General features: G+C 72.5%; 23 protein-coding genes. 13 read left to right on the forward strand and 10 right to left on the reverse strand.

All coding sequences use genetic code 11. The features are described 5' to 3' along the window. Positions 1–24 precede the first annotated feature (24 nt). The 3 genes from KK483_RS03310 to KK483_RS03320 all read left to right on the forward strand — a co-directional run bounded on the left by KK483_RS03310 (position 25) and on the right by KK483_RS03320 (position 4,237). Positions 25–855 (forward strand): alpha/beta fold hydrolase, encoded by an 831-nt coding sequence (locus KK483_RS03310; protein ID WP_262003565.1) that lies wholly within the window; start codon positions 25–27, stop codon positions 853–855. Positions 856–1,012: 157 nt separating this feature from the next. Then, positions 1,013–2,563: an alkaline phosphatase gene (locus tag KK483_RS03315; RefSeq protein ID WP_262003567.1), complete on the forward strand. Its 1,551-nt coding sequence runs from the start codon at positions 1,013–1,015 to the stop codon at positions 2,561–2,563. 168 nt (positions 2,564–2,731) lie between these two features. Beyond that, positions 2,732–4,237, forward strand: a complete 1,506-nt coding sequence (locus KK483_RS03320) for a GNAT family N-acetyltransferase (RefSeq protein ID WP_262003569.1) — start codon at positions 2,732–2,734, stop codon at positions 4,235–4,237. Here the strand turns inward: KK483_RS03320 and KK483_RS03325 are convergent. After that, positions 4,173–5,426, reverse strand: a complete 1,254-nt coding sequence (locus KK483_RS03325) for a PLP-dependent aspartate aminotransferase family protein (protein ID WP_262003571.1) — start codon at positions 5,424–5,426, stop codon at positions 4,173–4,175. The two genes, KK483_RS03320 and KK483_RS03325, sit on opposite strands and share 65 nt — an antisense overlap. A 59-nt stretch (positions 5,427–5,485) precedes the next feature. Here KK483_RS03325 and KK483_RS03330 point away from each other — a divergent pair, with 59 nt between their 5' ends. Beyond that, a complete protein-coding gene (locus KK483_RS03330) occupies positions 5,486–5,962 on the forward strand; it encodes an Lrp/AsnC family transcriptional regulator (protein WP_262003573.1) in 477 nt (158 codons plus the stop codon). 180 nt (positions 5,963–6,142) lie between these two features. After that, positions 6,143–7,831, forward strand: coding sequence for a DUF885 domain-containing protein (locus KK483_RS03335; RefSeq protein ID WP_262003575.1), 1,689 nt, complete (start codon positions 6,143–6,145; stop codon positions 7,829–7,831). 292 nt (positions 7,832–8,123) lie between these two features. On the opposite strand, the gene KK483_RS03340 is transcribed toward KK483_RS03335, so the two are convergent. Both KK483_RS03340 and KK483_RS03345 read right to left on the reverse strand, forming a co-directional pair. Continuing rightward, positions 8,124–8,978 carry an SDR family oxidoreductase gene (locus tag KK483_RS03340; protein ID WP_262003577.1) on the reverse strand — a complete coding sequence of 285 codons (855 nt, stop codon included), beginning with the start codon at positions 8,976–8,978 and terminating at the stop codon, positions 8,124–8,126. A 63-nt stretch (positions 8,979–9,041) separates the two neighbouring features. Beyond that, positions 9,042–9,506 carry a rhodanese-like domain-containing protein gene (locus tag KK483_RS03345; protein ID WP_262003579.1) on the reverse strand — a complete coding sequence of 155 codons (465 nt, stop codon included), beginning with the start codon at positions 9,504–9,506 and terminating at the stop codon, positions 9,042–9,044. Between the two features lie 94 nt (positions 9,507–9,600). Between KK483_RS03345 and KK483_RS03350 the strand changes: the two genes are divergently transcribed. From KK483_RS03350 to KK483_RS03360, 3 genes are all read left to right on the forward strand, one after another. Continuing rightward, positions 9,601–10,047 carry an Lrp/AsnC family transcriptional regulator gene (locus KK483_RS03350; protein WP_262003581.1) on the forward strand — a complete coding sequence of 149 codons (447 nt, stop codon included), beginning with the start codon at positions 9,601–9,603 and terminating at the stop codon, positions 10,045–10,047. Positions 10,048–10,239: 192 nt separating this feature from the next. Then, on the forward strand, positions 10,240–10,782 hold the full coding sequence (locus tag KK483_RS03355) for a GNAT family N-acetyltransferase (protein WP_262003583.1): 543 nt from the start codon (positions 10,240–10,242) through the stop codon (positions 10,780–10,782). A gap of 130 nt (positions 10,783–10,912) precedes the next feature. Next, positions 10,913–11,536, forward strand: coding sequence for an LAETG motif-containing sortase-dependent surface protein (locus tag KK483_RS03360; RefSeq protein WP_262003585.1), 624 nt, complete (start codon positions 10,913–10,915; stop codon positions 11,534–11,536). 87 nt (positions 11,537–11,623) lie between these two features. Here the strand turns inward: KK483_RS03360 and KK483_RS03365 are convergent, their stop codons facing one another. Together KK483_RS03365 and KK483_RS03370 are read right to left on the reverse strand one after the other, a co-directional pair. Then, entirely contained in the window at positions 11,624–15,052 is a 3,429-nt protein-coding gene (locus KK483_RS03365) for an SMC family ATPase (protein WP_262003586.1), read from the reverse strand. Continuing rightward, positions 15,049–16,239, reverse strand: a complete 1,191-nt coding sequence (locus tag KK483_RS03370; RefSeq protein ID WP_262003588.1) for an exonuclease SbcCD subunit D — start codon at positions 16,237–16,239, stop codon at positions 15,049–15,051. The genes KK483_RS03365 and KK483_RS03370 overlap by 4 nt, the downstream gene beginning before the upstream one ends. Positions 16,240–16,574: 335 nt before the next feature. Here KK483_RS03370 and KK483_RS03375 point away from each other — a divergent pair, with 335 nt between their 5' ends. Beyond that, positions 16,575–17,207 carry a histidine phosphatase family protein gene (locus tag KK483_RS03375; protein ID WP_262003590.1) on the forward strand — a complete coding sequence of 211 codons (633 nt, stop codon included), beginning with the start codon at positions 16,575–16,577 and terminating at the stop codon, positions 17,205–17,207. A gap of 81 nt (positions 17,208–17,288) precedes the next feature. On the opposite strand, the gene KK483_RS03380 is transcribed toward KK483_RS03375, so the two are convergent. Together KK483_RS03380 and KK483_RS03385 are read right to left on the reverse strand one after the other, a co-directional pair. After that, positions 17,289–17,711 carry a hypothetical protein gene (locus KK483_RS03380; RefSeq protein ID WP_262009329.1) on the reverse strand — a complete coding sequence of 141 codons (423 nt, stop codon included), beginning with the start codon at positions 17,709–17,711 and terminating at the stop codon, positions 17,289–17,291. Positions 17,712–17,946: 235 nt separating this feature from the next. Further along, positions 17,947–19,110 carry an NAD-dependent formate dehydrogenase gene (locus KK483_RS03385; protein ID WP_262003592.1) on the reverse strand — a complete coding sequence of 388 codons (1,164 nt, stop codon included), beginning with the start codon at positions 19,108–19,110 and terminating at the stop codon, positions 17,947–17,949. Positions 19,111–19,339: 229 nt separating this feature from the next. Between KK483_RS03385 and KK483_RS35450 the strand changes: the two genes are divergently transcribed. From KK483_RS35450 to fmdA, 3 genes are all read left to right on the forward strand, one after another. Further along, complete coding sequence (locus KK483_RS35450) at positions 19,340–19,618, forward strand: FmdB family zinc ribbon protein (RefSeq protein ID WP_399013189.1); 279 nt, start codon at positions 19,340–19,342, stop codon at positions 19,616–19,618. Positions 19,619–19,685: 67 nt separating this feature from the next. Then, positions 19,686–20,330, forward strand: a complete 645-nt coding sequence (locus tag KK483_RS03390) for an AmiS/UreI family transporter (protein ID WP_262003593.1) — start codon at positions 19,686–19,688, stop codon at positions 20,328–20,330. A gap of 24 nt (positions 20,331–20,354) precedes the next feature. Continuing rightward, the gene (gene fmdA, locus KK483_RS03395) at positions 20,355–21,605 is read left to right on the forward strand and encodes a formamidase (protein WP_262003595.1); all 1,251 of its coding nucleotides are present in this window, start codon (positions 20,355–20,357) and stop codon (positions 21,603–21,605) included. 121 nt (positions 21,606–21,726) lie between these two features. Here fmdA and KK483_RS03400 read toward each other — a convergent pair whose 3' ends face one another. Continuing rightward, the gene (locus tag KK483_RS03400) at positions 21,727–22,353 is read right to left on the reverse strand and encodes a YigZ family protein (RefSeq protein WP_262003596.1); all 627 of its coding nucleotides are present in this window, start codon (positions 22,351–22,353) and stop codon (positions 21,727–21,729) included. 59 nt (positions 22,354–22,412) lie between these two features. Between KK483_RS03400 and KK483_RS03405 the strand changes: the two genes are divergently transcribed. After that, positions 22,413–22,820 carry a CoA-binding protein gene (locus tag KK483_RS03405; protein WP_262003598.1) on the forward strand — a complete coding sequence of 136 codons (408 nt, stop codon included), beginning with the start codon at positions 22,413–22,415 and terminating at the stop codon, positions 22,818–22,820. 19 nt (positions 22,821–22,839) lie between these two features. Here KK483_RS03405 and KK483_RS03410 read toward each other — a convergent pair whose 3' ends face one another. Both KK483_RS03410 and KK483_RS03415 read right to left on the reverse strand, forming a co-directional pair. Then, the gene (locus KK483_RS03410) at positions 22,840–23,397 is read right to left on the reverse strand and encodes a YbaK/EbsC family protein (protein ID WP_262003599.1); all 558 of its coding nucleotides are present in this window, start codon (positions 23,395–23,397) and stop codon (positions 22,840–22,842) included. Between the two features lie 44 nt (positions 23,398–23,441). Next, positions 23,442–24,014: a helix-turn-helix domain-containing protein gene (locus KK483_RS03415; protein ID WP_262003601.1), complete on the reverse strand. Its 573-nt coding sequence runs from the start codon at positions 24,012–24,014 to the stop codon at positions 23,442–23,444. Positions 24,015–24,017 lie beyond the last annotated feature (3 nt).

A 24,017-nucleotide genomic window follows, 5' to 3' on the forward strand; every position in this document is an offset into this window, starting at 1 on the left:
CGGGGAACGATCAGGAGCGGCAGCATGGTCTCGAAGGTCTCGTTCACGCTCGACACCCCCGGCGGCGGCCACGAGCTGTCCGTCGCGTACGAACGCCGCGGCGACGGGGAGCCCTTGCTGCTGCTCCACGGCATCGGGCACCACTGGCAGGCATGGGAACCGGTGCTGCCCGTCCTCGCGGCGGAGCGGGACGTCATCGCGGTCGATCTGCCCGGCTTCGGCACCTCCCCGGCGCTGCCCGACGGTGTGTCGTACGACCTGTCGGCCGTGGTCCCGGCACTGGGGGCGTTCTGCGCGGCGCTCGGCATCGACCGGCCGCATGTCGTGGGCAACTCGCTCGGCGGACTGCTCGCACTGGAGCTGGGGCGCGAGAAGCTCGTACGGTCCGTCACGGCGATCTCCCCCGCCGGGTTCTGGACGGAGAGCGAGCGACGGTACGCGTTCGGGACGCTCCTCGCGATGCGCCGCGGCGCGCGGATCCTGCCGTTGCCGGTGATCGACCGGCTGTCCCGCACGCCCGCCGGGCGTGCGGCGCTGACCAGCACCATCTACGCCCGCCCCGGGCGCCGTTCACCCGAGGCGGTCGTCGCCGAGACGCTCGCGCTCCGTGACGCCGCCGGCTTCCGCCGGACGCTCGACGCGGGGCGCGGGGTGCTGTTCACCCACGACCTGCCCGGGCTGCCCGTCACCGTGGCCTGGGGCACGCGCGACCGGCTGCTGCTGCGCCGCCAGGGCGTCCGTGCCAAGCAGGCGATCCCCGGCGCCCGGCTGGTGCGGCTGCCCGGCTGCGGGCATGTGCCGATGAACGACGATCCGGCGCTGGTCGCACGCGTGATCCTCGACGGCAGCCGCTGATCCGGGGCGCGCCGGCCACCGGGTCGACGCATGGCGACGCATGGCGACGACAGGCCCAACGCCCGGTTGTTCACGCGGGGTTCGCGTACCGGCCGTCACGGCGCACTAGGCATGGGCACGGCAGTCCTCCCCCACCCCCTCCCTGGAGGTCCGTACGATGCCGTACAACCGCCGTGCCGTTCTGCGCAGTTCGCTCGCCGCGTCGGCGGCGCTCACGCTCGGGGCCGCCGCCCCGGCCCAGGTCCTGCGCGGCAGGCCGAGCGCCGGCTGGGGCGTCCAGACGGGCGACGTCACCTCGTCGTCGGCGACGGTGTGGGTGCGGTCCGACCGGCCCGCCCGGATGCTCGTGGAGACCTCGGCGACCGAGTCGTTCCGCCGTGCGCACAGCTGGCACGGCCCCCTGCTGGGCCCCGGCACGGACTTCACCGGCACGACGGCGCTCCGCGGGCTGCCGGCGGGCGAGCAGATCCACTACCGGGTGTCGCTCACCGACCCCGAGGACCCGCGCCGCCGCGGCGAGCCCGTGCTCGGCACGTTCCGCACGGCGCCCGCACACCGCCGCTCCGGTGTGCGCTTCCTGTGGTCGGGCGACATCGCCGGGCAGGGCTGGGGCATCAACCCGGACATCGGCGGCTTCCGCGCGTACGAGGAGATGCGGCGACTCGACCCGGACTTCTTCCTGTGCAGCGGGGACACGGTGTACGCGGACGGGCCGCTCGTCCCCAGCGTGACGCTGCCGGACGGACGGGTGTGGCGGAACGTCACCACCGAGGAGAAGTCCAAGGTCGCGGAGACGCTCGACGAGTACCGCGGGAACTTCCGCTACAACCTGCTCGACGCGAACGTCCGCCGGTTCAACGCGCAGGTGCCGACGGTGGTGCAGTGGGACGACCACGAGGTGCGCAACAACTGGTACCCGGGCCAGATCCTCGACGACGCGCGCTACACGGAGAAGGACGTGGACGTGCTGGCGGAGCGCGCGCTGCGGGCGTTCGGCGAGTACTTCCCCGTCTCCACGCTCCGGACGGGCGGCCGCGAGGGACGGATGCACCGGGTGGTGCGGTACGGCCCGCTGCTCGACGTCTTCGTCCTCGACATGCGCTCCCACCGCAACGCCAACTCCCCCGGGCGGCAGGCCGACGACACGACCGGCATCCTCGGCGCGGAGCAACTGGCCTGGCTCAAGCGCGAGCTGGCCCGGTCCCGTGCGGTGTGGAAGGTGCTCGCGGCCGACATGCCGCTCGGGCTGGTCGTCCCGGACGGTGCGGTGAACTTCGAGGCGGTCGCGCAGGGCGATCCGGGTGCGCCGCTCGGGCGCGAGCTGCAGATCGCCGAGCTGCTGCGGTTCATCAAGCACCGGCGGATCACCGGCACGGTGTGGCTGACCGCGGACGTGCACTACACGTCGGCGCAGCACTACGCGCCGGAGCGGGCCGCGTTCGCGGACTTCGCGCCGTTCTGGGAGTTCGTCTCCGGGCCGCTGGCGGCGGGAGGCTTCCCGGCGAACGCGCTCGACGCGACGTTCGGGCCGGACCGGGTGTTCGTACGGGCTCCGGAGCGGGCCAATGTGTCGCCGATGGAGTCGCCGCAGTACTTCGGCGAGGTCGACATCGACGGCGGCAGCGGGGAGTTGACGGTGCGGCTGCGGGCGGAGGGCGGAACGGTACTGTTCAGCAAGGTGCTCCAGCCGGGGCGGGTCGGCCAGTAGGGCCCGCTCCCGGGCCTCTCTGCCGGCCGCTGACCGCAGTACGCCACGGTTGCGATCAGTTCAGGACAGAAATGGCAGAAACCGGTCCATAGCATGCAAGAGCCCTCCTTAACCCATCAGTCACAAAGCGTTCGTGATCACGCAACACCGCTCAGTCACAGTGATTGCATGACTGAAGTGACTTCCGCGAAGCGCAGCGCCCGCCGCCACCACCACTGGCGCCGGGACATGGTCGAGCTGGCCGCCCTGTTCACCGCCGTCGCCGTGGCCGACGCGGTGGCGAACATGATCGCCCACGGCCCCGACGGCCCGTACCTGCTCGTCGCCTCCGCCGTCGCGCTCATCGCCACGGCCGCGTTCCACACATGGTGGGCACGCCGCCACGGCCATGCACCCCCGACAACCGATACCGGCGGTCCCGGAGCCAGGGGCTCCGGGACCGGGCCCGCCTTCACCACCACGGAGCCGGGCGCGCCCGCCGACGACGGCGAGTCGACGCGCCCGCACGAGACGACGCTGTGGCGGATGCGGACGACCGTACGGGACCAGCCCGGCAGCCTCGCCGCACTGTGCACCGCGCTCGCCCGGCACCAGGTGGACATCCTCACCCTCCAGACGCACCCCCTGGCGGACGGCACGGTCGACGAGTTCCTGCTGCGGGCGCCCGCAGCGCTCCAGGCCCCGCAGATCACCCGCGAGGTCGCGGCCGCCGGCGGCCGGAGCACCTGGATCGAGCGCGCCGACGCCCACGACCTGGTGGACACCCCCACCAGGCTGCTGGGCCTCGCCACCCGCACCGCGCTGGACGCGGCCGAACTGCCGCTCGCGCTGCGCCAGCTCCTCGGCCGGTGCACCATCCACTCGCTGCCCGCCACCACACTCGGGGGCCGGCCGGCCGAGAACCCGGCGCCCGAGGAGGGCGTGCTGGACGAGACGGTGATACGGCTGCGCGACCCGCACGGCGGCACGATCACGGTCGAGCGGCCGTATCTGCCGTTCACGCCGACCGAGTTCGCGCGGGCACGCGCACTGGTCGAGCTCGACGCCCGCCTCGGCCCGCGCATCCCGCGCAGCCAGGACGTGCTGACACTCCCCGAGGGCAACGAGATCACGGTGCGGCGCGCCGACCGCGGCGATCTCGCGGCCGCCCGCGCCATGCACGACCGCTGCTCCGCACGCACCCTGAGCCTGCGCTACCACGGCCCCGTCGGCGACGCCGACCGCTATCTCGACCATCTGCTCAGCCCGCGCTTCGGCCGCACCCTGGCCGTCCAGGCGGCCTCAGGGCGGATCGTCGCCCTCGGCCATCTGCTGTGGGACGGCGACGAGACCGAGGTGGCCCTGCTCGTCGAGGACGAGTGGCAGCACCGCGGCATCGGCTCGGAACTGCTCGGCAGGCTCGTCACGATGGCCGTCGAGGCGCGCTGCGAGAGCGTGTACGCCGTGACGCAGGCGTCCAACACCGGCATGGTCGCGGCGATGCGCGGGCTCGGACTGCCCCTCGACTACCAGATAGAGGAGGGGACGCTGGTGATCACCGCCCGGCTGGACTCCGGGCGCGCGGGATCCCACCCCTCGTACGGGACCCCGCGCGAGCTGTCCGCCGGACTCAGCCGGCTGCCTCACCCGCCGCTGCTGCCGGAACTGCCGCACGAGCGGGCCGAGCAGGGGTAGTGGAACGGGCGTGGGCGGCGACCGGGACAGGGGTCGCGCTCAGCGCCTCGCAGAGGTCCGCCCAGAGGTCCTCGACGTCCTCGAGACCGACCGACATGCGCAGCAGCCGGTCGCTGACGCCCGCGGCACGCCGGTCTCCCTCGGCCACGATCCGGTGGCTGATGGAGGCCGGGTGCTGGATCAGCGTGTCGACGCTGCCGAGGCTCACCGCGGGCGTGATCAGCCGGACCCCCGCGACCACGTCGCGCGCCTCGCCGTACACCTCGAACGAGACCATCGCACCGCCCACCGCCGGGTAGTGGACCCGGGCGACGCGCGGGTCGGCGGCGAGTCGCCGGGCCAGATCGGCCGCGGTGACCGATGCCGCCCGTATCCGCACCGGAAGCGTTGCCAGCCCGCGCAGCAGCAGATAGCCGGCCATCGGGTGCAGCACCCCTCCGGTGGCGAAGCGCACCTGCCGCAGGGCGGCCGCGAACTCCTCGTCGCAGGCCACGACCCCGCCCATGACGTCGCCGTGCCCACCCAGGTACTTGGTCGCGCTGTGCAGGACGACCCGGGCACCCTGCTCCACGGGGCGCTGGAGGACGGGGGTGGCGAAGGTGTTGTCGACCAGCAGCGGCACCGAGCCGCACACATGGGCGAGAGCGCGGATGTCGGTCTCGGCGAGGGTGGGGTTCGCCGGGGTCTCGACCATCACCAGGCCGGTGTCGGGCCGGATCGCGTCGGCGACGCCCGCCGGGTCGGTCCAGGTCACCTCGGTGCCGAGCAGCCCGCCGTCCAGGAGGTGGTCGCTGCAGCCGTAGAGCGGCCGGACGGCGACCACGTGCCGCAGCCCCATGGAGGCCCTGACCAGCAGGACCGCGGTGAGGGCGGCCATTCCGCTGGCGAAGGCGACGGCGTCGGCCGCGCCCTCCAGCCGGGCGAGCGCGGTCTCGAAACGGGCCGTCGTGGGGTTGTCGAGCCGGGCGTAGACCGGCGGGCCGTCGAGCCGGGCGCCGGTCGCGGCGAAGGTGTCGATCCGCGCCGCCTCCGCCGCCACGTCGTGCGAGGGGTAGGTGGTGGACAGATCGATGGGTGCGGCGTGCAGGCCGAGGGCGACGAGGTCCTCGCGGCCGGCGTGCACGGCTTCGGTGGCCAGCGCCCGCGCGGTGGGTGTGGCGGCGGGGGTGGCCGGAGCGGCGTAGTCCATGGGCGCAGCCTGAACAATTACCGGGCGGTAGTGCGATCACTCCGTGCTACGTTCGGGCCATGGCCGAATCCGTCGAACTGGACCCGGTGGATCTCCGCATACTGCGCGTTCTCCAGAACGACGCCCGGACCACCTACCGGGAGGTGGCCGCCGAGGTGGGCGTCGCGCCCTCGACCTGTCTCGACCGGGTGGCCCGGTTGCGCCGCGCCGGGGTCATCCTGGGTCATCAGCTCCGACTCGATCCGGCCAAACTCGGCCGGGGTCTTGAAGCGCTCCTCTCCGTTCAGGTACGCCCCCACAGGCGCGAGCTGATCGGGCCCTTCGTGGACCGGATCCGGGCGCTGCCGGAGTCCCGTGCGCTCTTCCATCTCACCGGGCCCGACGACTATCTCGTGCACGTGGCCGTCTCCGACACGGCCGATCTCCAGCGGCTGGTGCTCGACGAGTTCACCTCGCGGCCCGAAGTCGCCCGCGTGGAGACCCGGCTGATCTTCCAGCACTGGGACTGCGGACCGCTGCTCCCGCCGGGTGCCTGAGAGCGTTCCCCGGCCGTTCCGCGGCCGGTCCCGACCGCTCCGCGTCCGTTCCGATGCCTTTCCGGCGCTTTTCCCTCACCTTCCCCGTATCGCTCAAACGCGGCGGGACAGGCTCGTTTGTCAGCCGACCGAGATCCAACGATGATGACGCGGGCACCCCACCCGTATCAGGATGAGCCCATGCCAGAGACACCGAGCAGCGCGCTGCCCCGCCAGGTCGCCGACGCCTACGTCGACGCACTCATCGACCTCGACCCGATCACCGGTACCTACCTCGGAGTTCCGGAGAGCGCAGGCCGCCTCCCCGACTTCTCCCCGGCCGGCCAGGACGCACTGGCCGGCCTCGCCCGCGCGACGCTCGAACGGCTCGACGAGGCCGAGCGGCTGCCCGGCGCCGGCACGGACACCGAACGGCGGTGCGGACGGCTGCTGCGCGAGCGCCTCACGGCCGAACTGGCCGTCCACGATGCCGAAGAGGGGCTGCGCACCGTCAGCAATCTCCGCTCCCCCGCGCACGCGGTGCGCAATGTGTTCACCGTCATGCCGACCGCTACGAAGGCCGACTGGTCGGCCGTGGCGGAGCGGCTGCGGGCGGTGCCCGAGGCGCTGGAGGGCTACCGGGCGTCGCTCGCCCTCGGGCTCGAACGCAAGCTGCCTGCCGGGCCGCGGGCGACGGCCGCCTTCATCGGACAGCTGGCGGAGTGGTCGGGAGCGGGCCGAGCACCGGGCTGGTTCGAGGAGTTCGTCGCACCGGGCCCGGCCGAGCTCCGCGCCGAACTCGACAGCGCCGCACGGGCGGCGACGGCCGCGGTCACCGGGCTGCGCGACTGGATGCGCGACGTCTACGCGCCCGCCGTCGAGTCGGCGTCCGACACCGTCGGCCGTGAGCGGTACGTGCGCTGGGCCCGCTTCTTCAACGGCACCGAGCTCGACATCGACGAGGCGTACGCGTACGGCTGGGCCGAATACCACCGGCTGATGGCCGAGATGACGGCCGAGGCGGACAAGATCCTGCCCGGCGCCGGCCCGTGGGAGGCCCTCGCCCACCTCGACGAGCACGGCACCCACATCGAGGGCGTCGACGAGGTCCGGACCTGGCTGCAGTCGCTGATGGACGAGGCCGTCGACGCGCTGGACGGCACGCATTTCGAGCTCGCGGAGCGGGTGCGCCGGGTCGAGTCCCGTATCGCACCGGCCGGCAGTGCGGCAGCGCCGTACTACACGGGCCCCTCGGAGGACTTCTCGCGACCCGGCCAGACCTGGCTGCCGACGATGGGCGAGACACGCTTCCCCGTGTACGACCTGGTCTCCACCTGGTACCACGAGGGCGTCCCCGGCCACCACCTCCAGATCGCGCAGTGGGCGCACGTCGCCGACCAGCTCTCGCGCTACCAGGCCACCGTCGGATCGGTCAGCGCCAACTGCGAGGGCTGGGCGCTGTACGCGGAGCGCCTCATGGACGAGCTCGGCTTCCTGCCCGACGCCGAGCGCAGGCTCGGCTATCTGGACGCGCAGATGATGCGGGCCTGCCGGGTGATCGTCGACATCGGCATGCACCTGGAGCTGGAGATCCCGGCCGATTCGCCGTTCCACCCGGGCGAGCGCTGGACGCCGGAGCTGGCGCAGGAGTTCTTCGGGCGCCACAGCGGACGTCCTGCGGACTTCGTCGAGAGCGAGCTGACCCGCTATCTCTCCATGCCGGCCCAGGCCATCGGCTACAAGCTCGGTGAGCGGGCGTGGCTGCTGGGCCGTGAGCGGGCACGTGCCGCGCGCGGCGAGGCGTTCGACGCCAAGGCGTGGCACATGGCCGCGCTCTCCCAGGGGCCGCTCGGCCTGGACGACCTCGTCGACGAGCTGGCGAAGCTCTGACGGCTCGGTCGGCCCGGACGGCTCGGACACCGCTCTGACAGTTCGGTCGGCTCGGACGGCTCGGACACTGTTCAGACGGCTCGGACCGCTCAGACGGTGTGCGGGCCCTTCGACCGCTCCGACGCCCGGCCGTACGGCGTCGGGCGGCGCCCCGGGGGCCCCGCGGGCCCCGCAGGTTCCGTGAGCGCCGCGAGCCCCGTGGGCATCATGACGGCCCGGGCCCGCGCATCCGCGGCGGCCGGGCCGGCGCGGATGCGCGGGCCCGGCCTTCCGGTCAGGCACGGCCCGCCGGTCACGAACGACTGAAGCCGCCCTCGGAGTTGATGACCTGGCCCGTGACCCATTCCGCCTCGTCGGTCGCGAGCCAGGCGATCAGCCGGGCCGGATCGTCAGGCATCCCCCAGCGGCCGGCCGGGAAGCGGGCGGCGACGGAGTCGTACACCTCGCCCGAAAGGTAATCCGTGTCCACGGGCCCCGGATTGACGGTGTTGACCGTCACCGCGAGGCCGCCGAGGGCGGTGGCGAGCGTACGCGTGGCCGACGCCAAGGCGCCCTTGGCCAGGGCGTACGCAACCTCGCGCGGCATCCCGTCGGCGAGGTCCTGGCCGGAGGTCATCATGACGACCCGGCCGCCGGGCGTGCGGGGCGGCAGGGCCGCACGCAGCCGGGCGTACGCCTGGGCCAGCAGGATCACGGATCGGGTGTCGGTCGCCCAGTGGGCGTCGAGCATGACCGCGTCGATCGTGTCGAGCGTGCCGTCGGAGCCGCTCAGGGCGTGGTTGGCGACGAGGATGTCGACCCGCCCGCCGAGCGCCCCGGCCGCCCGGTCCATCAGCTCCGCCGGGGCGTCGGGGTCGGTGAGATCGCCGGGGCCGTGGCAGACCCGCGCCTCCGGGTCGCCGAGCGCCTCCCGCACTCCGTCCGCCACCGCGTCGGGGCCGCCGGGCTCGGCGCCCCAGGGCTGGGTCGCGTCGTGCGGGACATGGTGGTGCAGATAGAGGCTCGCGCCGTACGCGGCGAGCCGGCGGGCGATCGCGTATCCGATGCCGCTGCGCCGGCTCGCGCCGGTCACCAGCGCGGTACGGCCGCGCAGCGGCAGGGGGTCACGGCGCAGTTCGGCCGTGCCGGGGTGCGGGAACCTGGGCATGGCAGCCCATCCTGGAGCGGCTTCCTCGCGGTGTCACGCGAATTCCCGCGCGGCGGACTCCCTTCAGCAGCCGCAGGCCCCAGCCCCGGCCGGTGCGGTGAGCGGGTCGGGGGCGCCGCGCCGCTCGCCCTCCCAGGTCTCGTACGCGAAGCCCTCCCGCACCCAGTACTCGAAGCCGCCGAGCATCTCCTTGACCCGGTAGCCGAGTTCGGCGAGGGCGAGCGCCGCGCGGCTGGCGCCGTTGCAGCCGGGGCCCCAGCAGTAGGTGACGACCGGAACGGACGGGTCCAGGAGGTGTGCCGCCTGCTCGGGGACGAGGGCGGTGGGCAGGTGGACCGCGCCCGGGACGTGGCCCTGGTCCCACGCCTCGGTGGAACGGGAGTCGAGCAGGACGAACCCCGGGTCACCGCCGCCGGCGGCGAGCGCGGCGGCGACGTCCGAGACGTCGGCGTGGAGGGCCAGGCTCGCCGAGAAGTAGGCGGCGGCCGTGGCGGACGGGGCCGGGGGAACACGGAGTACGGGGTTCATGACCCCCAATCTAGGTTCGGGGATCATCACGATGAAGGGAGGATTCCCGGCACTCCTCTTGATGGACCGCGGAATCCCCTGCTATTCCTCCTGTATGACGGGATATTCACCGGACGCCACGGACTGGCGCATCCTCGACGCCCTGCAGAGCCAGGGGCGCGCCAGTTTCACCGAGCTGGCCAGGGCGGTCTCGATGTCGCCGAGCGCGGTGACCGAGCGGGTCCGCAGGCTGGAGGAGGCCGGGGTGATCTCGGGCTACACGGCGGTGGTGGACCAGGAGCGGCTCGGGCTGCCGATCCTCGCGTTCGTGCGGCTGCGGTATCCGAACGGCAACTACAAGCCGTTCCACGACCTGCTCTCGGCGACGCCCGAGGTGCTGGAGGCACACCATGTGACGGGCGACGACTGCTTCGTCCTCAAGGTCGCCGCCCGGTCGATGAGCCACCTGGAAGAGGTGTCCGGAAGGATCGGCACGCTCGGGTCGGTGACGACGAGCGTCGTCTACTCTTCCCCGCTCCGGCGCCGGGCGATCAGCCGCTGAGACCCGGGCGCGGCGCGGCGCTGCGCTCAGGGTGCTGCGCTCGGGACGCTGCGATCGGGATGCTGTGATCAGGGCGCTGCGATCAAGCGCCGTACGCCGCCACGGCCCGGCTGTGAGAGTGCCCCGGAGAGTGCGGTGAACCTCCCGCTGGTTACCCTTCCTCGTCCCGCACCCACCAGGGAGGCCCCCAGCATGAGCAGCACCACGTCGTCCTTTCCCGAGCGGATCGAGCTCGTCGGGGAGGGTCTCGTCCTGCGCGACTGGACGGAGGCGGACACGTCCGCCATGCCGGAGCTGTTCGACCACCCCGACATCGCGTACTGGACGCCGATCGTCTCCCCCTTCGACGACGCGGCCGCCCGCGCGCGGCTGGAGCGGGCCCGGCAGCTGCGGGCCGAGGGCACGGCCGTCCTCCTCGCCATCACCGTCGACGGCGGGGCACCGCTCGGCGAGGTGATGCTGCGGCGTTCCCCCGAGGGCACAGAGATCGGCTACGCGGTCGGCCCGGCGCACCGCGGCCAGGGCCTGGCGGCGCGGGCGGTGCGGGTGATGGCCGACCATGCCTTCGAACAGCTGGGCGTGGAGCGCGTGATATTGGAGCTCGAGGCCGAGAACGCCGCGAGCGTCGCCGTGGCCACCAAGGCGGGCTTCCGTCTGCTCGACGTGCCGCTGATCGAGGGGGCGGAGAAGGGGCGGCCCTACGCCCTGCAGACATGGGGCCTGAACCGCCCCTGATCGCCCTCCGCACATGGAACAGGCAGCTGTCCGGCGCATGTTCGAGGGGCGGGTGTGGGGCGTGGTGCAGGGGGGAGTAGTGTCCGCTCGCATCAACCCCCCTCAGAAGTACAGAGTGTGTGGAGGACAGATGAAGGTACTCACCCGTGCGTGGCAGCGCTCGGGCGCTCTGATAACGGGCGCGGCCGTCGGTTTCGTCGGAGTGGGCCTGTGTGCCACTCCGGTGGCGGCCCACACGCCCGTGTGGACGGTGACGTGCTCCGAGGTCACCGTCGATCTCACGGCCTACAACGACGATGTCACCAACACGGTGACCATCACCGTCGACGGCAAGGACCTGCTGCCCGCCAAGGAGTTCGGGCGCGAGTTCCACGAGACGCTGAAGCTTCCCGAGCACAAGACCGAGGTGCCGGTGCGCCTCGTCGTGAAGGCGGGCGACGGGGACGGGTTCTCGCGCGACGAGACCAAGTCCTCGCCGGTCTGCGAGACCACGCCGCCCGCCGAGACCACCCCGCCCGCCGAGACGCCGGAGCCTTCCGGGACTCCGGAGCCCTCGGAGACCACCCCGGGCACCGAGCCGCCCAGCTCGGAGCCGCCCGCTCCGTCGACCAGCGCCCCGGCGCCGGGTGACCTCGCGGAGACCGGTGGATCCAGCGCGACCCCGGTGATCGCCGGTGCCGCGGTCGTCGCGGTCCTGGCCGGTGGCGGCATCCTGGTCGTGACCCGCAGGCGCCGCGCGGCCGACCGCGGCTGACCTCCTCCCGGTATCACGTGCCCTGCGGCCTCTTCGGCCGCAGGGCACGTCCGTGCGGGGCCACCACCACCGGCGGGCGGTGGGGTTTCACCCGCCGGACGCGGCCGTCCTCAGCCGTACCGCCGAGCCGTTCCTGTCCTTGACGACCTCCAGCTGCGCGGGGATCCGGCGGCGCAGGTCGGGGACGTGGCTGACGATGCCGACGCTGCGATCGCGCTCCCGCAGCGAGTCGAGGACGTCGAGCACCTCGTCGAGGGTCTGGTCGTCGAGGCTGCCGAAGCCCTCGTCGATGAAGAGGGTGTCCAGGCGTACGCCGCCGGCCTCGTCGGTGACGACGTCCGCGAGGCCGAGTGCGAGGGCGAGCGAGGCGAAGAACGTCTCGCCTCCGGAAAGCGTCGCCGTGTCGCGCTCGCGGCCGGTCCAGGCGTCGACGACGTGCAGGCCGAGGCCGGCGCGTCTGCCCCCGGCGCGGGCGTCGGAGTGCACGAGTGTGTAGCGGCCGGAGGACATGCGGTGGAGCCGGACGGTCGCGGCGGCGGCGACCTGTTCGAGGCGGGCGGCGAGGACGTACGACTCCAGGCGCATCCGGAGCTCGTTGTCGGCCGAGGTGCCCGCGGTGAGGCCGGCGAGCCGGGCGATCCGGTCGTACTCCTCGCGGAGCGGGCCGAGGCGGCGTACTTCGGCGTCGGCCTGCCGGGACAGACGGGCGAGTTCCGCGCACCGCTGGCGGGCGGCGGCGAGCGCGGACGAGGCGTCGCGCAGGGCCCGGTCGGCGGCGTCGTGCGCCTGCTGCGCGGTCTGCGGGTCGGCGGGCGGGCGTTCGGCGGCCGCCAGGGTGTCGGGCTCGGCGAGCCGGTCCGCGACGGCGGCGGCCTCGTGCTGCCAGGCGTCGATCCGCTGCCGGAGCTCGCGCCGGCCGGCGCCGCCGAGCAGCGCGGCGGCCGCCGCGGCGGGCGTGTCGAACCCGGCGCGGAACGCGGCGTCGGCGAGCCGGTCGTCGGCCTCCTTGAGCCGCTGGGCGGTGTCCTCGGCCGCGCGTACGGTATCGGCGGCCGTGGCGAGCAGCCCGATCCGGCGCTCCAGGAGCGCGGTCCGGTCGGCGACGGTGCCCGCGCCACCGGTCGCGCGGTCCACTTCGGCGTCCAGTGCGGCCTGCTCCCGGTCCAGCACCTCCCGCCGCGATGTCCGCGCGGCCCCTCGCTGCTCGGCCTCCTGCCGGGCGGCGAGCCGCTCCGCATGCTCCCGCTCGGCCCGCTCCAGCGCCTCACGCGCACCGTGCGTCCCTGCGGCGAGCGCATGCGCCTCACCGTGCTCGCGCTCGAGCGCCTCGACGAGCTTCCTCAGCTCTCCGACCTCGGGGTCGGCAGCCGTCTCCTCGGCGTGCCCGCCCCCGTCGGACTGCGCGGGGATGGAAGCGTGCCGCTCCGCGCCGGCGGCGTCGCGGATGCCGTCGGCGCGCGGGCCCTCGGCGCCGTCGCCGTCGGACGACTCCGCCCCGGCAGCACCGCCGAACCGCGCCCCAGCGGCCACGGCCGACGGTGGCATCCGACCCGCAACAAGCCCCGCGCCACCGACCGTCCCGTGAACCGACCCCGACCGAGCCGGGTGGGAGTCGGCCTCGGCGTGCGGGTCCGCCGACGCGGTACCGCTGTCCCTCGCCGCAGCGAGCGCCGACGCCGGCTCCGCCTGGACCGGAATGGTCCCCGGCGTGCCGCCGGTCGCGCGGTCCGCCTGCGGCGATGCCGGCGGGGCGGGCACCGCGGCTTCCGTCCGGTGCAGTTCGCGGGCGGCGCGGCGGGCGGCGGCGAACGACTCGCGGGCGACGGCGAGTTCGCGCTCCGCGTCGGCGCGGGCACTGTCGGCGGCCGTGAAGCCGGCGTACGCCGCGTCCTCCCGGGCGCGGTCCACATGGTCCTCGGTGGTGGTGGCCGGGGCGGGGTGGTCGGACGAGCCGCAGACGGCGCAGGGGGTACCGGGGGAAAGGCCCGCGGCGAGCTCGGCGGCGATGCCGCGCAGGCGGCGCTCCTTGAGGTCGAGCCAGGTGGCGCGCAGTGCGTTCGCGTGGTCGAGGGCGTCGCGCACGGCGTCCTCCGCGGCGGTGACGCGGGTCGCGAGCTCATCGCGCTCGCGGGCGGCGGCCAGCCGGCGGCGCGCCGGGTCGAGGCGGCCGGCCAGGCGCTCGGCGCGCGTCGCGGCATCGGTGGCGGCGGCGATGCGGTCCTGGTGGCGGCGGCGTACGGAGTCCCAGCCGGAAAGCCAGTCGCGGGCGTCCTGGAGGAGGTCCTCGTCGGCGCGCGCCTGGCGCTCCAGGTCCGCGCGCTCCCGGGCGAGTTCGGCGCTGCGGCGTTCGGCACGGCGTGCCGCGCCGAGGCCGCCGAGCTCCTGGCGCAGCTCGCGCTCCAGCGCTGCGAGCTGCTCCGCACCGGCGTCCACCAGCTGCGGCGGCAGCGTCCTGCGTGCCCGTTCCCAGGCGGCGCTCGCCGCGTGGTGCGCGCGTTCCGCGTCCTCGCGCAACCGCAGTGCGGGGACGACGAGTTCGGCCTTGCGGTCCTGGTCGAGCAGGGACTGGTCCCGGTCCCGCGCGGGCCTGCGGGCGGCCAGTTCCGCGGCGCGCCGCGTCGCCTCGGCATGGCGCTGCTGAAGGCGCACCAGCTCCCGCGCCTCGTCCAGGGCGCGCCGCGCCGCCGTCTGCCGGCTCTCCGCCGCGGACAGCGCGCAGCCGGTGATGTCGAGGGCCTCCCGTGCGCCGGAGCGGGCCACGGCCGCCCATTCCAGGACGGATTCGGCGAGCCCCGGGTCGCCGGGCCTGGCGTCGGGCGCCGGCCTGCCGTCGGCCGCGCCGCCCGCCGCCTGGGCCGTCCGCTGGGCGATGGCGAGCAGTTGCTCGTCCCCTGACCTGACCTGGTGTTCCGCACCGCGCCGCAGCTCCGCGAGCCGTTCCTCGACGAGCGCGAAGCGCCGGGTGTCGAAGAGCCGGCCGAGCAGCTTGCCGCGTGCCTCCGCGTCCGCCCGCAGGAAGCGTGCGAAGTCGCCCTGCGGCAACAGCACGACCTGGCAGAACTGCTCCCTGCTCATCCCGACGAGCTGGGTGAGCTCCTCACCGATCTCCTGGTGGGAACGGCTGAGCGCCTTCCACTCGGCGCGTTCCGCGTCGTACTCCCGCAGCAGGCTCTGGGCCTTCTCGGTCGTGAAGCCGGTGCCCTTCTTCTTGGGGCGCGGCTGTGCGGGCCGCCGGGTGATCTCCAACCGCCGTCCGGCGACACTGAGTTCGAGCAGGACCTCGGTGTGCGTGCCCGCCGCGGCGTGATCGCTGCGCAGCGAGGCGCCGGGGCTCTGCCTCGCGCCGGGCACGGCTCCGTACAGCGCGTAGCAGACGGCGTCCAGGACGGACGTCTTGCCCGCGCCGGTCGGTCCGTGCAGCAGAAAGAGTCCGGCGGCGGACAGCGCGTCGAAGTCGACGTCCTGCCGCCCGCCGAAGGGGCCGAAGGCGGTCATCTCCAGCCGGTGCAGCCTCATCCGGACGCCCCCCGCCCAAGGTTCGGTTCGCCGTCCCGCACCGACGTGGCGACCCGCACCTCGTCGAAGGCGCCGCGCAGCACTGTCCGTTCGCGCTCGTCGGGGCCCGCCCCGCCGCGCACATGGGCCACGAAGTCCTCGGCGATCTGGTGGTCGTCGCGGTCGCGCAGCCGCTGCGCGTACGAGGCGAGCGGGTCCTCGTCGGTCCGTTCGGGGGCGAAGACCAGGCTGAGGATGTGCGGGAAGCGTTCGGTGAGCCGGGCCATGGGGTCGGCGGGCCGCACCGGGTCGGTGAGGGTGGCCTCGACCCAGGACTCTTCGTGGCGGGCCGGCGCGGGGTCGGCCAGCAGCTCGTCGAGCCGCCCCCGGATCCGGGCGATGGGCCGCGGCACGGGGCAGTCGATGCGCTCGGCCGCGATCTCGCCCGCCGGTCCGAGCTCGACGAGCCACATCGTCTTGCGGTGGCCCGCTTCGGAGAAGGAGTACGCGAGCGGTGAACCCGAGTACCGTACGCGTGCGTTGATGGTCTGGCAGCCGTGCAGATGTCCCAGCGCCGTGTAGTCGACGCCGTCGAACACACCGGCGGGGACGGCCGCGACGCCGCCGACGGTGATGTCCCGTTCGCTGTCGCTGGGCTCTCCGCCGACCACGAACGCGTGCGCGAGGACGATCGACCGGGTGCCCGGGGCACGCCGTGCGAGGTCGGACCGTACGCGCTCCATGGCCGCGGCGAGTACGGCTTCGTGTCCGGCGGCGGGCGCGCGCAGCTGCTCGCGCACGAGCGCGGGTTCGAGGTACGGAAGCCCGTAGACCGCGATGTCGCCGTGGGCGTCGGTGAGTGTGACGGGCGTGCCGCAGCCGGCCGGGTCGGTGCGCAGGTGGATGCCCGCGAGCTCGATGAGCCCGGCGCCGACCCCGAGCCGGCGGGCCGAGTCGTGGTTCCCGGAGATCATCACCGTGGGCACGCCGGCTTCGGCGAGCCGGTGCAGTACGTCGTCGAAGAGCTCGACGGCGGCGAGCGGCGGTACCGCGCGGTCGTACACGTCCCCTGCGACGAGCACCGCGTCCACGTCGTGCTCGCGCGCCGTCGCCACCAGATGGTCGAGGAACACGGCCTGTGCGTCGAGGAGCCCCACCCGGTGGAACGACCGTCCCAGATGCCAGTCCGATGTGTGCAGAAACCTCAAGCGACGGCTCCGACCTGCATGTCTCCCCTCCCTGCCGCGGCATCCGCGCCCCGTCTGCGCGCGGTCCCGCGACTGGCAACGACCACGCTAGCGCCGGTCGGCCTCTGGTCCCTCACGGACCACAGTTTTTCACCGTGGTCGGCGGGCGGTGGAACCGGGCCGTACGGAGCGGCGTCCATCCGGGCAGCTGCAAGATCACGACAGCCGCAACCACCGCATCGATCGCAGCAGATGTGCGAGATACGTGAAATGCATGAGATGTACGAGACACACGAGATATGCGAGATACACGACCGCACCGCGGAGGGCGGCATGGCAGCCGGGGAGGGCGCTCAATGACGGGGCAGGCGACGCGGTATCTCTATCTCGCCCGGCACGGCGAGGCTTCGCCTGACGAGAGCACACTCACGGAGAACGGCCGGCGGCAGGCGGTCCTGCTGGGCGAGCGGCTCCGGCACAGTCCGCTCGCGCGGATCCACCACGGCCCCCTGCCGCGCGCGGCGCAGACCGCCCGGCTGATCGGCGAGCAGCTCGACGGGGTGCCACTGCGGCCGTCGGAGGCGGCCGGGGACTACCTCCCGTACGTGCCGCGACGGGAAGAGCTGCCCGCGGACACGGCCGACGCCCTGCTCGCCCGCCTGGCCGGTTTCCCCGCCCATGAGCGCGAGCGCGGACCTGGGCTGGCGCGCGAGGCGCTCGCCCGGTTCACCGGGCCCGTGGACGGTGACGAGCCCCGGCACGAGCTGGTCGTCACGCACAACTTCCTCGTCGGCTGGCTCGTCAGGGCCGCGCTCGACGCCCCGCGGTGGCGCTGGATGGGCCTCGATCAGGGCAACGCGGCGCTGACCGTGATCCGGTACGCGCCCGGCCGGCCCGCGTCCGTGCTGTTCTCCAACGACATGGGCCATCTGCCGGCGGAGCTGCGCTGGACGGGCTTCCCGCCCGAACTGCGCGCCGTGGGCAGCTGACCCCGGGCGTCCGTTCGCCGTGCCCGCCGTACCCGCCGCACCTGACGTGCCCGCCGCGTCAGCGCGCGGCGGGCACGGGACTCAGAGCTTGCCGCCGATCTCGCAGGCCTGGCACGCCGGCCTGCCGCAGGTGCACTGCATGATCGCTTCGAGTACCCCGCGATCGTGGTACAGGCACTCGTCCCGGCAGGTGTGGCGGGGGATGAAGCCCGCCTGGATCTCGCCGGGCCACGGCTCGTGACCGTCCCTGCAGCGGGCGAACCGCTCCGGGTCGGTGGCGTGCAGCTGGTGCATGGCGGACCTGGCCTCGTCCTCCAGCTCCCGCACCCGCGTCACCAGGGCCTTGAGCTCGGCGGCGACACCGGCGTAGCGGTCGGCCCCGGTCCGTACGTGGGCGGCCCGCAGCGCCATGGCCGCGTTGCCCAAGAAGCGGCCGGCGTCCTGGAGGTCGGTCACGTGGTGCAACTGAATGCCGTTCACGCCCCGGACCCACACGGCGTCCATGGTCACTGATCCACCCTTCCGGCGTTCACCTGGTTTTGCGCGAAGAGATGCGTCCTCCGATATGCGCGGCACCATCGCCGGCCGCATTCACGAAAGAAATAGGGATAAATATGAACGCTAAAGGTGTTTAAGGTATTCGTCCAGAAAAATCGCAGTGAACCGCCTCACAGCCGGGCACAGGGATGCCCGGGGCACGGACGACCTGCCCCGCTGCGAAGCGGCTCCCGTGACGTGATCACCCCGCGACGGTGTACGAGTGCGCTCCGGCCCCGGCCAGACCGCCGCCGTCGACGATCAGGTACTCCGGACGGATCGGGCGCTCGCCGAACCAGCACTCCAGGATCTCCCGGGCCCCTGCCGCGTACCGGGCCTGTGCGGAGAGGCTCGACCCGGAGACGTGCGGTGTCATCGCCTCGTAGGGCATGGTGCGCCACGGGTGGTCGGGCGGCGGGGGCTGCGGGTACCAGACGTCGCCCGCGTACCCGGCGAGCTGACCGCTGTCGAGGGCCCGTACGACGGCGTCCCGGTCCACGATGAGCGCGCGGGCGGTGTTGACGATGTAGGCGCCACGCCTCATCGCACCGAGCAGTTCGTCGTCGAAGAGGTTCTGTGTCTGCGGGTGGAGCGGCGTATGGATCGACAGCACGTCCACCGTGGACACCAGGGACCGCACATCGGGGTGGTACGTCAGCCCCAGCTCCTCCTCGACCTCCTTCGGCAGCCGGTGCACATCGAAGTAGTGCAGGCGGACGTCGAACGGCTTGAGTCGCCGCAGCACCGCCTGGCCGATGCGGCCGGAGCCGAGGACGCCGACGTCCATGCCTTCGATGTCGTAGCTGCGGGAGACGGCGTCGGCGATGTTCCAGCCCTTCTTCGCCGTGACCCACTCGTGGGAGGGCATGTAGTTGCGCACCAGCGTGAGGATCTGCATGACGGCGTGCTCGGAGACGCTGATACTGTTGCTGAAGGTCACCTCCGCCACGGTCATCCCGTGCGCGATGGCGCTCGGCAGGTCGACGTGGTCGGAGCCGATGCCCGCCGTGATCGCCAGTTTGAGCCGGGGAGCCGCGGCGATGCGTTCGGGGGTCAGGTAGGCCGGCCAGAAGGGCTGGGAGATCACCACGTCGGTGTCGGGGAGTTCACGGTCCAGGACGGAGTCCGGCTCCTCCTTGTCGGAGGTGACGACGTAGGTGTGGCCCGCGTCCTCCAGGAACCGGCGCAGTCCCAGTTCGCCCGAGACGCAGCCGAGCAGTTGTCCCGGGGTGAAGTCGATGGCCTCGGGGGTGGGCGTGGTCTGGCCCCCCGGATAGCCGGTGATGGTGGGAATCCCGTCGCGGGCGTAATCGGGTGGATATCCGCTCACGGGGTCGGGATACAGCACCGAAAGGATCTTTGCCATGGCCGTCCTCCAACGATCGGGCCGTAGCGGGTAAAGACCTCTTCGTATTCGAGCATACGTCGGGCGGGCCCTCACGAGTCCCGCCCCGCCGCCCGCCCCGACCGCCCGCCCGACGCGTCCCACGGCAGGTCCGAGCGGTCCGCTTCGACCTTGACAACAGGGTTGCCGCGGCGTCTCCTTGAATTACGGAAGGGTTGTCCGGAGTACGCCGATACCCGGAGGCGAACTAATGGCAACCTATGAATACCTTTGCAGCCGCTGCGGGCCCTTCGACGTGAAGCTGGCGATAGGGACGGCGCCCGGCCTTCACGGCTGCCCCACGTGCGCGGGCACGGCCAGACGCGTGTACTCGCCTCCCGCCCTGACGAAGACCTCGCACGAGGCCGCCTCTCTCCATGCACTGGAGGAAAAGGCCCGTGAGGCTCCGGCAGTGGTCTCCGAGGTGCCGTCCCACAGCAAGGTGCCACCGCGCCCGCACCCGGCCCTCTCCCGACTGCCACGGCCCTGAGGGAGGTGGTCGGCGCAGGTTTGTCGCAGCGATGGCATCCCCCACGCGGACTTAGGAGGTGCGTCCCGTGGGAAACGTGGGACTGCTCTTCGTCGGTGCCGTGCTCTTCATCAACGGGCTGCTGCTTCTCGGTAAGGTCGAAGCCCGGTCCGCGGCCGTATTCAATCTGTTCGTCGGCGCTTTGCAGGTACTGACACCGACCTATCTCATCTTTACTTCCGGGGGCGACCCGGCCAAGGTCCTGGCGGCATCCGGGCTCTACCTGTTCGGATTCACCTACCTTTATGTGGGCATCGGTCTGCTCGCCGGTCTCGACAGCAGCGGAGTCGGCTACTACTCCCTGTTCGTGGCGATTGTCGCCCTGGGGTTCTCGTTCATCAATTTCCACCGTTTCAAGGACTACCCGTTCGGAGTCATCTGGCTCTACTGGGCATTCCTGTGGTTCCTGTTCTTCCTCCTGCTCGGTCTCAAGAAGACGGAGCTCACCACCTATACGGGCTGGGTGACGGCGATCCAGGGCTGGGTCACCGGTGTGATCCCTGCGGCGCTGCTGCTCGGCGACTACTGGAAGCACACCACCGAGATCGCGATCGCCCTCGGTGTCTTCGGGGTGGTGGTGTTCGGCGCGCTGTGGCCGCTCACCAGGACGTCGCGGCAACCGGCCCCGGCCGGATCGGCCGCTTCGACGGGAAGTGCGGGCACACCGTCCTGAACGGATCTGAACTGAGAGGCTGTCATGCCCGAAATCGTCTTCCATGTGGACCACAGCAAGTCGATGCGTGACCAGGATGTCCCCGGGCACAACAGGTGGCACCCCGACGTCCCTACCGCCGCCATGGTCAAGCCGGGAGCCGAGTTCCGGATGGAGTGCCGCGACTGGACCGACTGCCAGGTCGGCAACAACGACTCCGCCAACGACGTACGCGACATCGACCTGACGATCCCCCATATGCTCAGCGGACCGATAGGCGTGGAGGGCGCCGAGCCCGGCGACCTGCTCGTCGTCGACATACTCGACCTCGGCCCCGTACCGCAGCAGAGCGGGGACGCGGCGGGCCAGGGCTGGGGCTACACCGGCATCTTCGCCAAGGCCAACGGCGGCGGCTTCCTGACCGACTACTTCCCGGACGCCTACAAGGCGATATGGGACTTCCACGGTCAGCAGGCGGTCTCCCGCCACCTTCCCGGCATCCGCTTCACCGGGATCACCCACCCCGGGCTGTTCGGAACGGCTCCGTCCGCCGAGTTGCTGGCCCGGTGGAACGCCCGTGAGCAGGCGCTCATCGACACCGACCCGAACCGGGTCCCGCCGCTCGCCGTACCCCCGGACCCCTCCCACGCGCTCGCCGGGACGGCCACCGGGGATCTCGCCCGCCGCATCACCGAGGAGGGCGCGCGCACCGTGCCGGCCCGTGAGAACGGAGGAAATCACGACATCAAGAACTTCACGCGCGGTTCACGGGTCTTCTACCCCGTGCATGTGAAGGACGCCAAACTCTCCGGCGGCGACCTGCACTTCAGTCAGGGAGACGGAGAGATCACCTTCTGCGGCGCCATCGAGATGGGCGGCTTCATCGACTTCCATGTCGACCTGATCAAGGGCGGCATGGAGACGTACGGCATCTCGACCAACCCGGTGTTCATGCCGGGCAACGTCGAGCCGCGCTACACGGAGTTCCTCACCTTCATCGGGATCTCCGTCGACCACGACACGGACACCAACTTCTATCTGGACGCGACACTGGCGTACCGCCGCGCCTGCCTGAACGCCGTCGAGTACTTCAAGAAGTTCGGCTACAGCGGTGAGCAGGCGTACCTCCTGCTCGGCTCCTCTCCCATCGAGGGACGGATCAGCGGCATCGTCGACATTCCGAACGCGTGCTGTTCGCTCTACGTGCCGACCGCGATGTTCGACTTCGACGTCCGCCCGTCCCCCGCGGGACCGGCGCGGGCCGACCGCGGCCAGGCCGCTCTGACCAGCATCTGACGCCGCGTCCGCACGGCCACGGTCCCGCAGTCCCCGCCTGCGGGACCGTCCCGTGGGTCCCGCACCTCTTGTGCCGTCCGGTGCCTGTGCCCGGTGCCCGGTGCGCGTCCGCGGCCGCCGCTCAGACGTCCCCGTACGCCTCCCCGCCGAGCTCCAGTCGCGCGGTCCCCGCGCTGACGTCCGCGAGCCACGCCCCGAACGTCTCGACATCGGCCTCCGGCAGCCCGATCTCGATGGTCACCGCCTCGCCGTAGCGGACCTCGCGCACCGCCCGTCCCGTCGCGCGCAGATCGTTCTCCAACCTGCCCGCCCGCTGGTGGTCGACGGCTACGGTGGCCAGGCGGAAGCGCTGCCGCGTGACGGTGCCGAGCGCGTCGAGGGCCTCGCCGACGGCGCCTCCGTAGGCGCGGATGAGACCGCCCGCGCCCAGCTTGACGCCACCGTAGTAGCGGGTGACGACGGCGACGGCGTAGCGGATGTCGCGGCGCATGAGCATCTGGAGCATCGGCACGCCCGCGGTGCCGCCCGGCTCGCCGTCGTCTCCGGCCTTCTGGACCGACGCGTCGGCACCGACGACGTACGCGAAGCAGTTGTGGGTGGCGGTCGGGTGCTCCTTGCGGATGCGGGCGACGAAGTCCTGGGCCTCCTGCTCGGTCGCGGCGGGCGCGAGCGCGCAGATGAAGCGCGATCGGTTGACCTCGGTCTCGTGCACACCCTCGCGGGCCACTGTGCGGTACTGCTCCTGCATCCGGCCAGCCTATGCGGCATCGCGGGAATGATCGGCGCGGGCCCGGGGTTGAGCGGGGCATGTACGCAGACGTGGAGACGGTCCGGAAGATCCTCACCGAGACGGGCGGCACCTGGGCGGTGGTCGGCCTGTCGACCAACGAGTCGCGCGCGGCCCACGGCGTCGCCCGGGTCCTTCAGAAGTTCGGCAAGCGCATCGTGCCCGTCCATCCGAAGGCCGAGACCGTCCTCGGAGAGCCGGGCTACCCCTCGCTCGCCGAGATCCCCTTCCCCGTCGATGTCGTGGACGTGTTCGTCAACAGCGACCTTGCCGGTGCGGTCGCGGACGAGGCCGTCGCCAAGGGCGCGAAGGCGGTCTGGTTCCAGCTCGGCGTCATCGACGAGGCGGCGTACGACAGGACCCGCGAGGCCGGGCTCGACATGGTCATGGACCGCTGCCCTGCGATCGAGATCCCGCTGCTCGCCTGAGGCAGCCCCCGTCAGGGCCTCAGGCGGTGCCGAGGTCCTCCAGGACCACCGCGCCGGGGAGCCCGGCGAAGGTCTTGCCGGGCACGATCAGCTTGCCGCGCCGGCGTCCGCTGCCGACGAGGACCCACTCGGTGTCCACGACGGCCGAGTCGACCAGCAGCGGCCAGTCGGCGGGCAGTCCGATCGGCGTGATGCCGCCGTACTCCATGCCCGTCGCTCCGGTGGCGGTGTCCATGGGCGCGAACGACACTTTGCGGGCGCCGAGTTGCCTGCGCACGGCGCCGTTGACGTCGGCCCGGGTGCGGGAGAGGACGACGCAGGCGGCGAGGGTCTGCTCGCCGCCGCGCTTGCCCGCCACGACCACGCAGTTGGCGGAGGTGTCGAGGAGGTCGGCGCCGTGGTGCTCCACGAAGGCCGCGGTGTCGGCGATCGCCGGGTCGGTGTCGACGTAGAGCAGCTGCTCGACCGGGATGTCGCCGCTCCATGCGCGTACCGCGGCGGCGACGGGCCCGGTGAGCTCGTCGAGGCAGTCCGCGGCGGGCCTGGCGTTGTCGAAGTCTCCGATGGGTGCGCGCATACGGCTCACGCTAACAGCCGCCGGCCGGGAGGTGATCGGGCGTCTCAGCGTGCGGGCGGGACGGCGACCGCCATGGTCATCTCGACCTTCTCGGCGCCGTCGTTCCGGTAGGTGTGCGGGACGTTGGCCTCGAAGGTGGCGGAGGTGCCGGCGGGCACGGCGTGCGACTCCCCCTCGATGACCAGCGTGAGGTCGCCCGCGCTGACGTGCAGCAGCTCGACGGTGCCGTCGGGGTGCGGGTCGGAGGCGCTCTCGTCACCGGGCATGAGGGTCCACGACCACAGTTCGACGGGGCCGCGGGCCTCGGTGCCCACCAGCAGGGTGGTGGAGCTGCCGGCGGGGGTCGACCACATGCGCACGGCCTGCTCCCGGGGGACGAGCTGGACCTGCGGGCCGCGCTCGTAGTCGAGGAGCGTGGTGATGCTGACGCCGAGTGCGTCGGCGAGCTTCACCGTCGTGCCCACGCTCGGGTTGGTACGGGCCTGCTCGATCTGGATGATCATGCCGCGGCTGACCCCGGAGCGGGCCGCGAGGGCGTCGAGCGTGAAGCCCCGTTCACCGCGCCAGCGCTTGACGTTGCGGGCGAGCGACTGCGTGAGCTGATCCAGGTCCGACACATT

Source organism: Streptomyces sp. FIT100 (assembly GCF_024584805.1).
Classification (GTDB): domain Bacteria; phylum Actinomycetota; class Actinomycetes; order Streptomycetales; family Streptomycetaceae; genus Streptomyces.

Excerpts from the sequence above, each read along its gene's own strand:
- KK483_RS03385 (WP_262003592.1), bottom strand. The coding sequence starts at position 19,110 with ATGGCAAAGATCCTTTCGGTGCTGTATCCCGACCCCGTGAGCGGATAT.
- KK483_RS03400 (WP_262003596.1), bottom strand. The coding sequence starts at position 22,353 with ATGCAGGAGCAGTACCGCACAGTGGCCCGCGAGGGTGTGCACGAGACC.
- KK483_RS03315 (WP_262003567.1), top strand. The coding sequence starts at position 1,013 with ATGCCGTACAACCGCCGTGCCGTTCTGCGCAGTTCGCTCGCCGCGTCG.
- KK483_RS03345 (WP_262003579.1), bottom strand. The coding sequence starts at position 9,506 with ATGAACCCCGTACTCCGTGTTCCCCCGGCCCCGTCCGCCACGGCCGCC.
- KK483_RS03365 (WP_262003586.1), bottom strand. The coding sequence starts at position 15,052 with ATGAGGCTGCACCGGCTGGAGATGACCGCCTTCGGCCCCTTCGGCGGG.
- KK483_RS03350 (WP_262003581.1), top strand. The coding sequence starts at position 9,601 with ATGACGGGATATTCACCGGACGCCACGGACTGGCGCATCCTCGACGCC.
- fmdA (WP_262003595.1), top strand. The coding sequence starts at position 20,355 with ATGCCCGAAATCGTCTTCCATGTGGACCACAGCAAGTCGATGCGTGAC.
- KK483_RS35450 (WP_399013189.1), top strand. The coding sequence starts at position 19,340 with ATGGCAACCTATGAATACCTTTGCAGCCGCTGCGGGCCCTTCGACGTG.
- KK483_RS03340 (WP_262003577.1), bottom strand. The coding sequence starts at position 8,978 with ATGCCCAGGTTCCCGCACCCCGGCACGGCCGAACTGCGCCGTGACCCC.
- KK483_RS03330 (WP_262003573.1), top strand. The coding sequence starts at position 5,486 with ATGGCCGAATCCGTCGAACTGGACCCGGTGGATCTCCGCATACTGCGC.
- KK483_RS03355 (WP_262003583.1), top strand. The coding sequence starts at position 10,240 with ATGAGCAGCACCACGTCGTCCTTTCCCGAGCGGATCGAGCTCGTCGGG.
- KK483_RS03310 (WP_262003565.1), top strand. The coding sequence starts at position 25 with ATGGTCTCGAAGGTCTCGTTCACGCTCGACACCCCCGGCGGCGGCCAC.
- KK483_RS03320 (WP_262003569.1), top strand. The coding sequence starts at position 2,732 with ATGACTGAAGTGACTTCCGCGAAGCGCAGCGCCCGCCGCCACCACCAC.
- KK483_RS03375 (WP_262003590.1), top strand. The coding sequence starts at position 16,575 with ATGACGGGGCAGGCGACGCGGTATCTCTATCTCGCCCGGCACGGCGAG.
- KK483_RS03380 (WP_262009329.1), bottom strand. The coding sequence starts at position 17,711 with ATGGACGCCGTGTGGGTCCGGGGCGTGAACGGCATTCAGTTGCACCAC.
- KK483_RS03325 (WP_262003571.1), bottom strand. The coding sequence starts at position 5,426 with ATGGACTACGCCGCTCCGGCCACCCCCGCCGCCACACCCACCGCGCGG.
- KK483_RS03405 (WP_262003598.1), top strand. The coding sequence starts at position 22,413 with ATGTACGCAGACGTGGAGACGGTCCGGAAGATCCTCACCGAGACGGGC.
- KK483_RS03360 (WP_262003585.1), top strand. The coding sequence starts at position 10,913 with ATGAAGGTACTCACCCGTGCGTGGCAGCGCTCGGGCGCTCTGATAACG.
- KK483_RS03410 (WP_262003599.1), bottom strand. The coding sequence starts at position 23,397 with ATGCGCGCACCCATCGGAGACTTCGACAACGCCAGGCCCGCCGCGGAC.
- KK483_RS03335 (WP_262003575.1), top strand. The coding sequence starts at position 6,143 with ATGCCAGAGACACCGAGCAGCGCGCTGCCCCGCCAGGTCGCCGACGCC.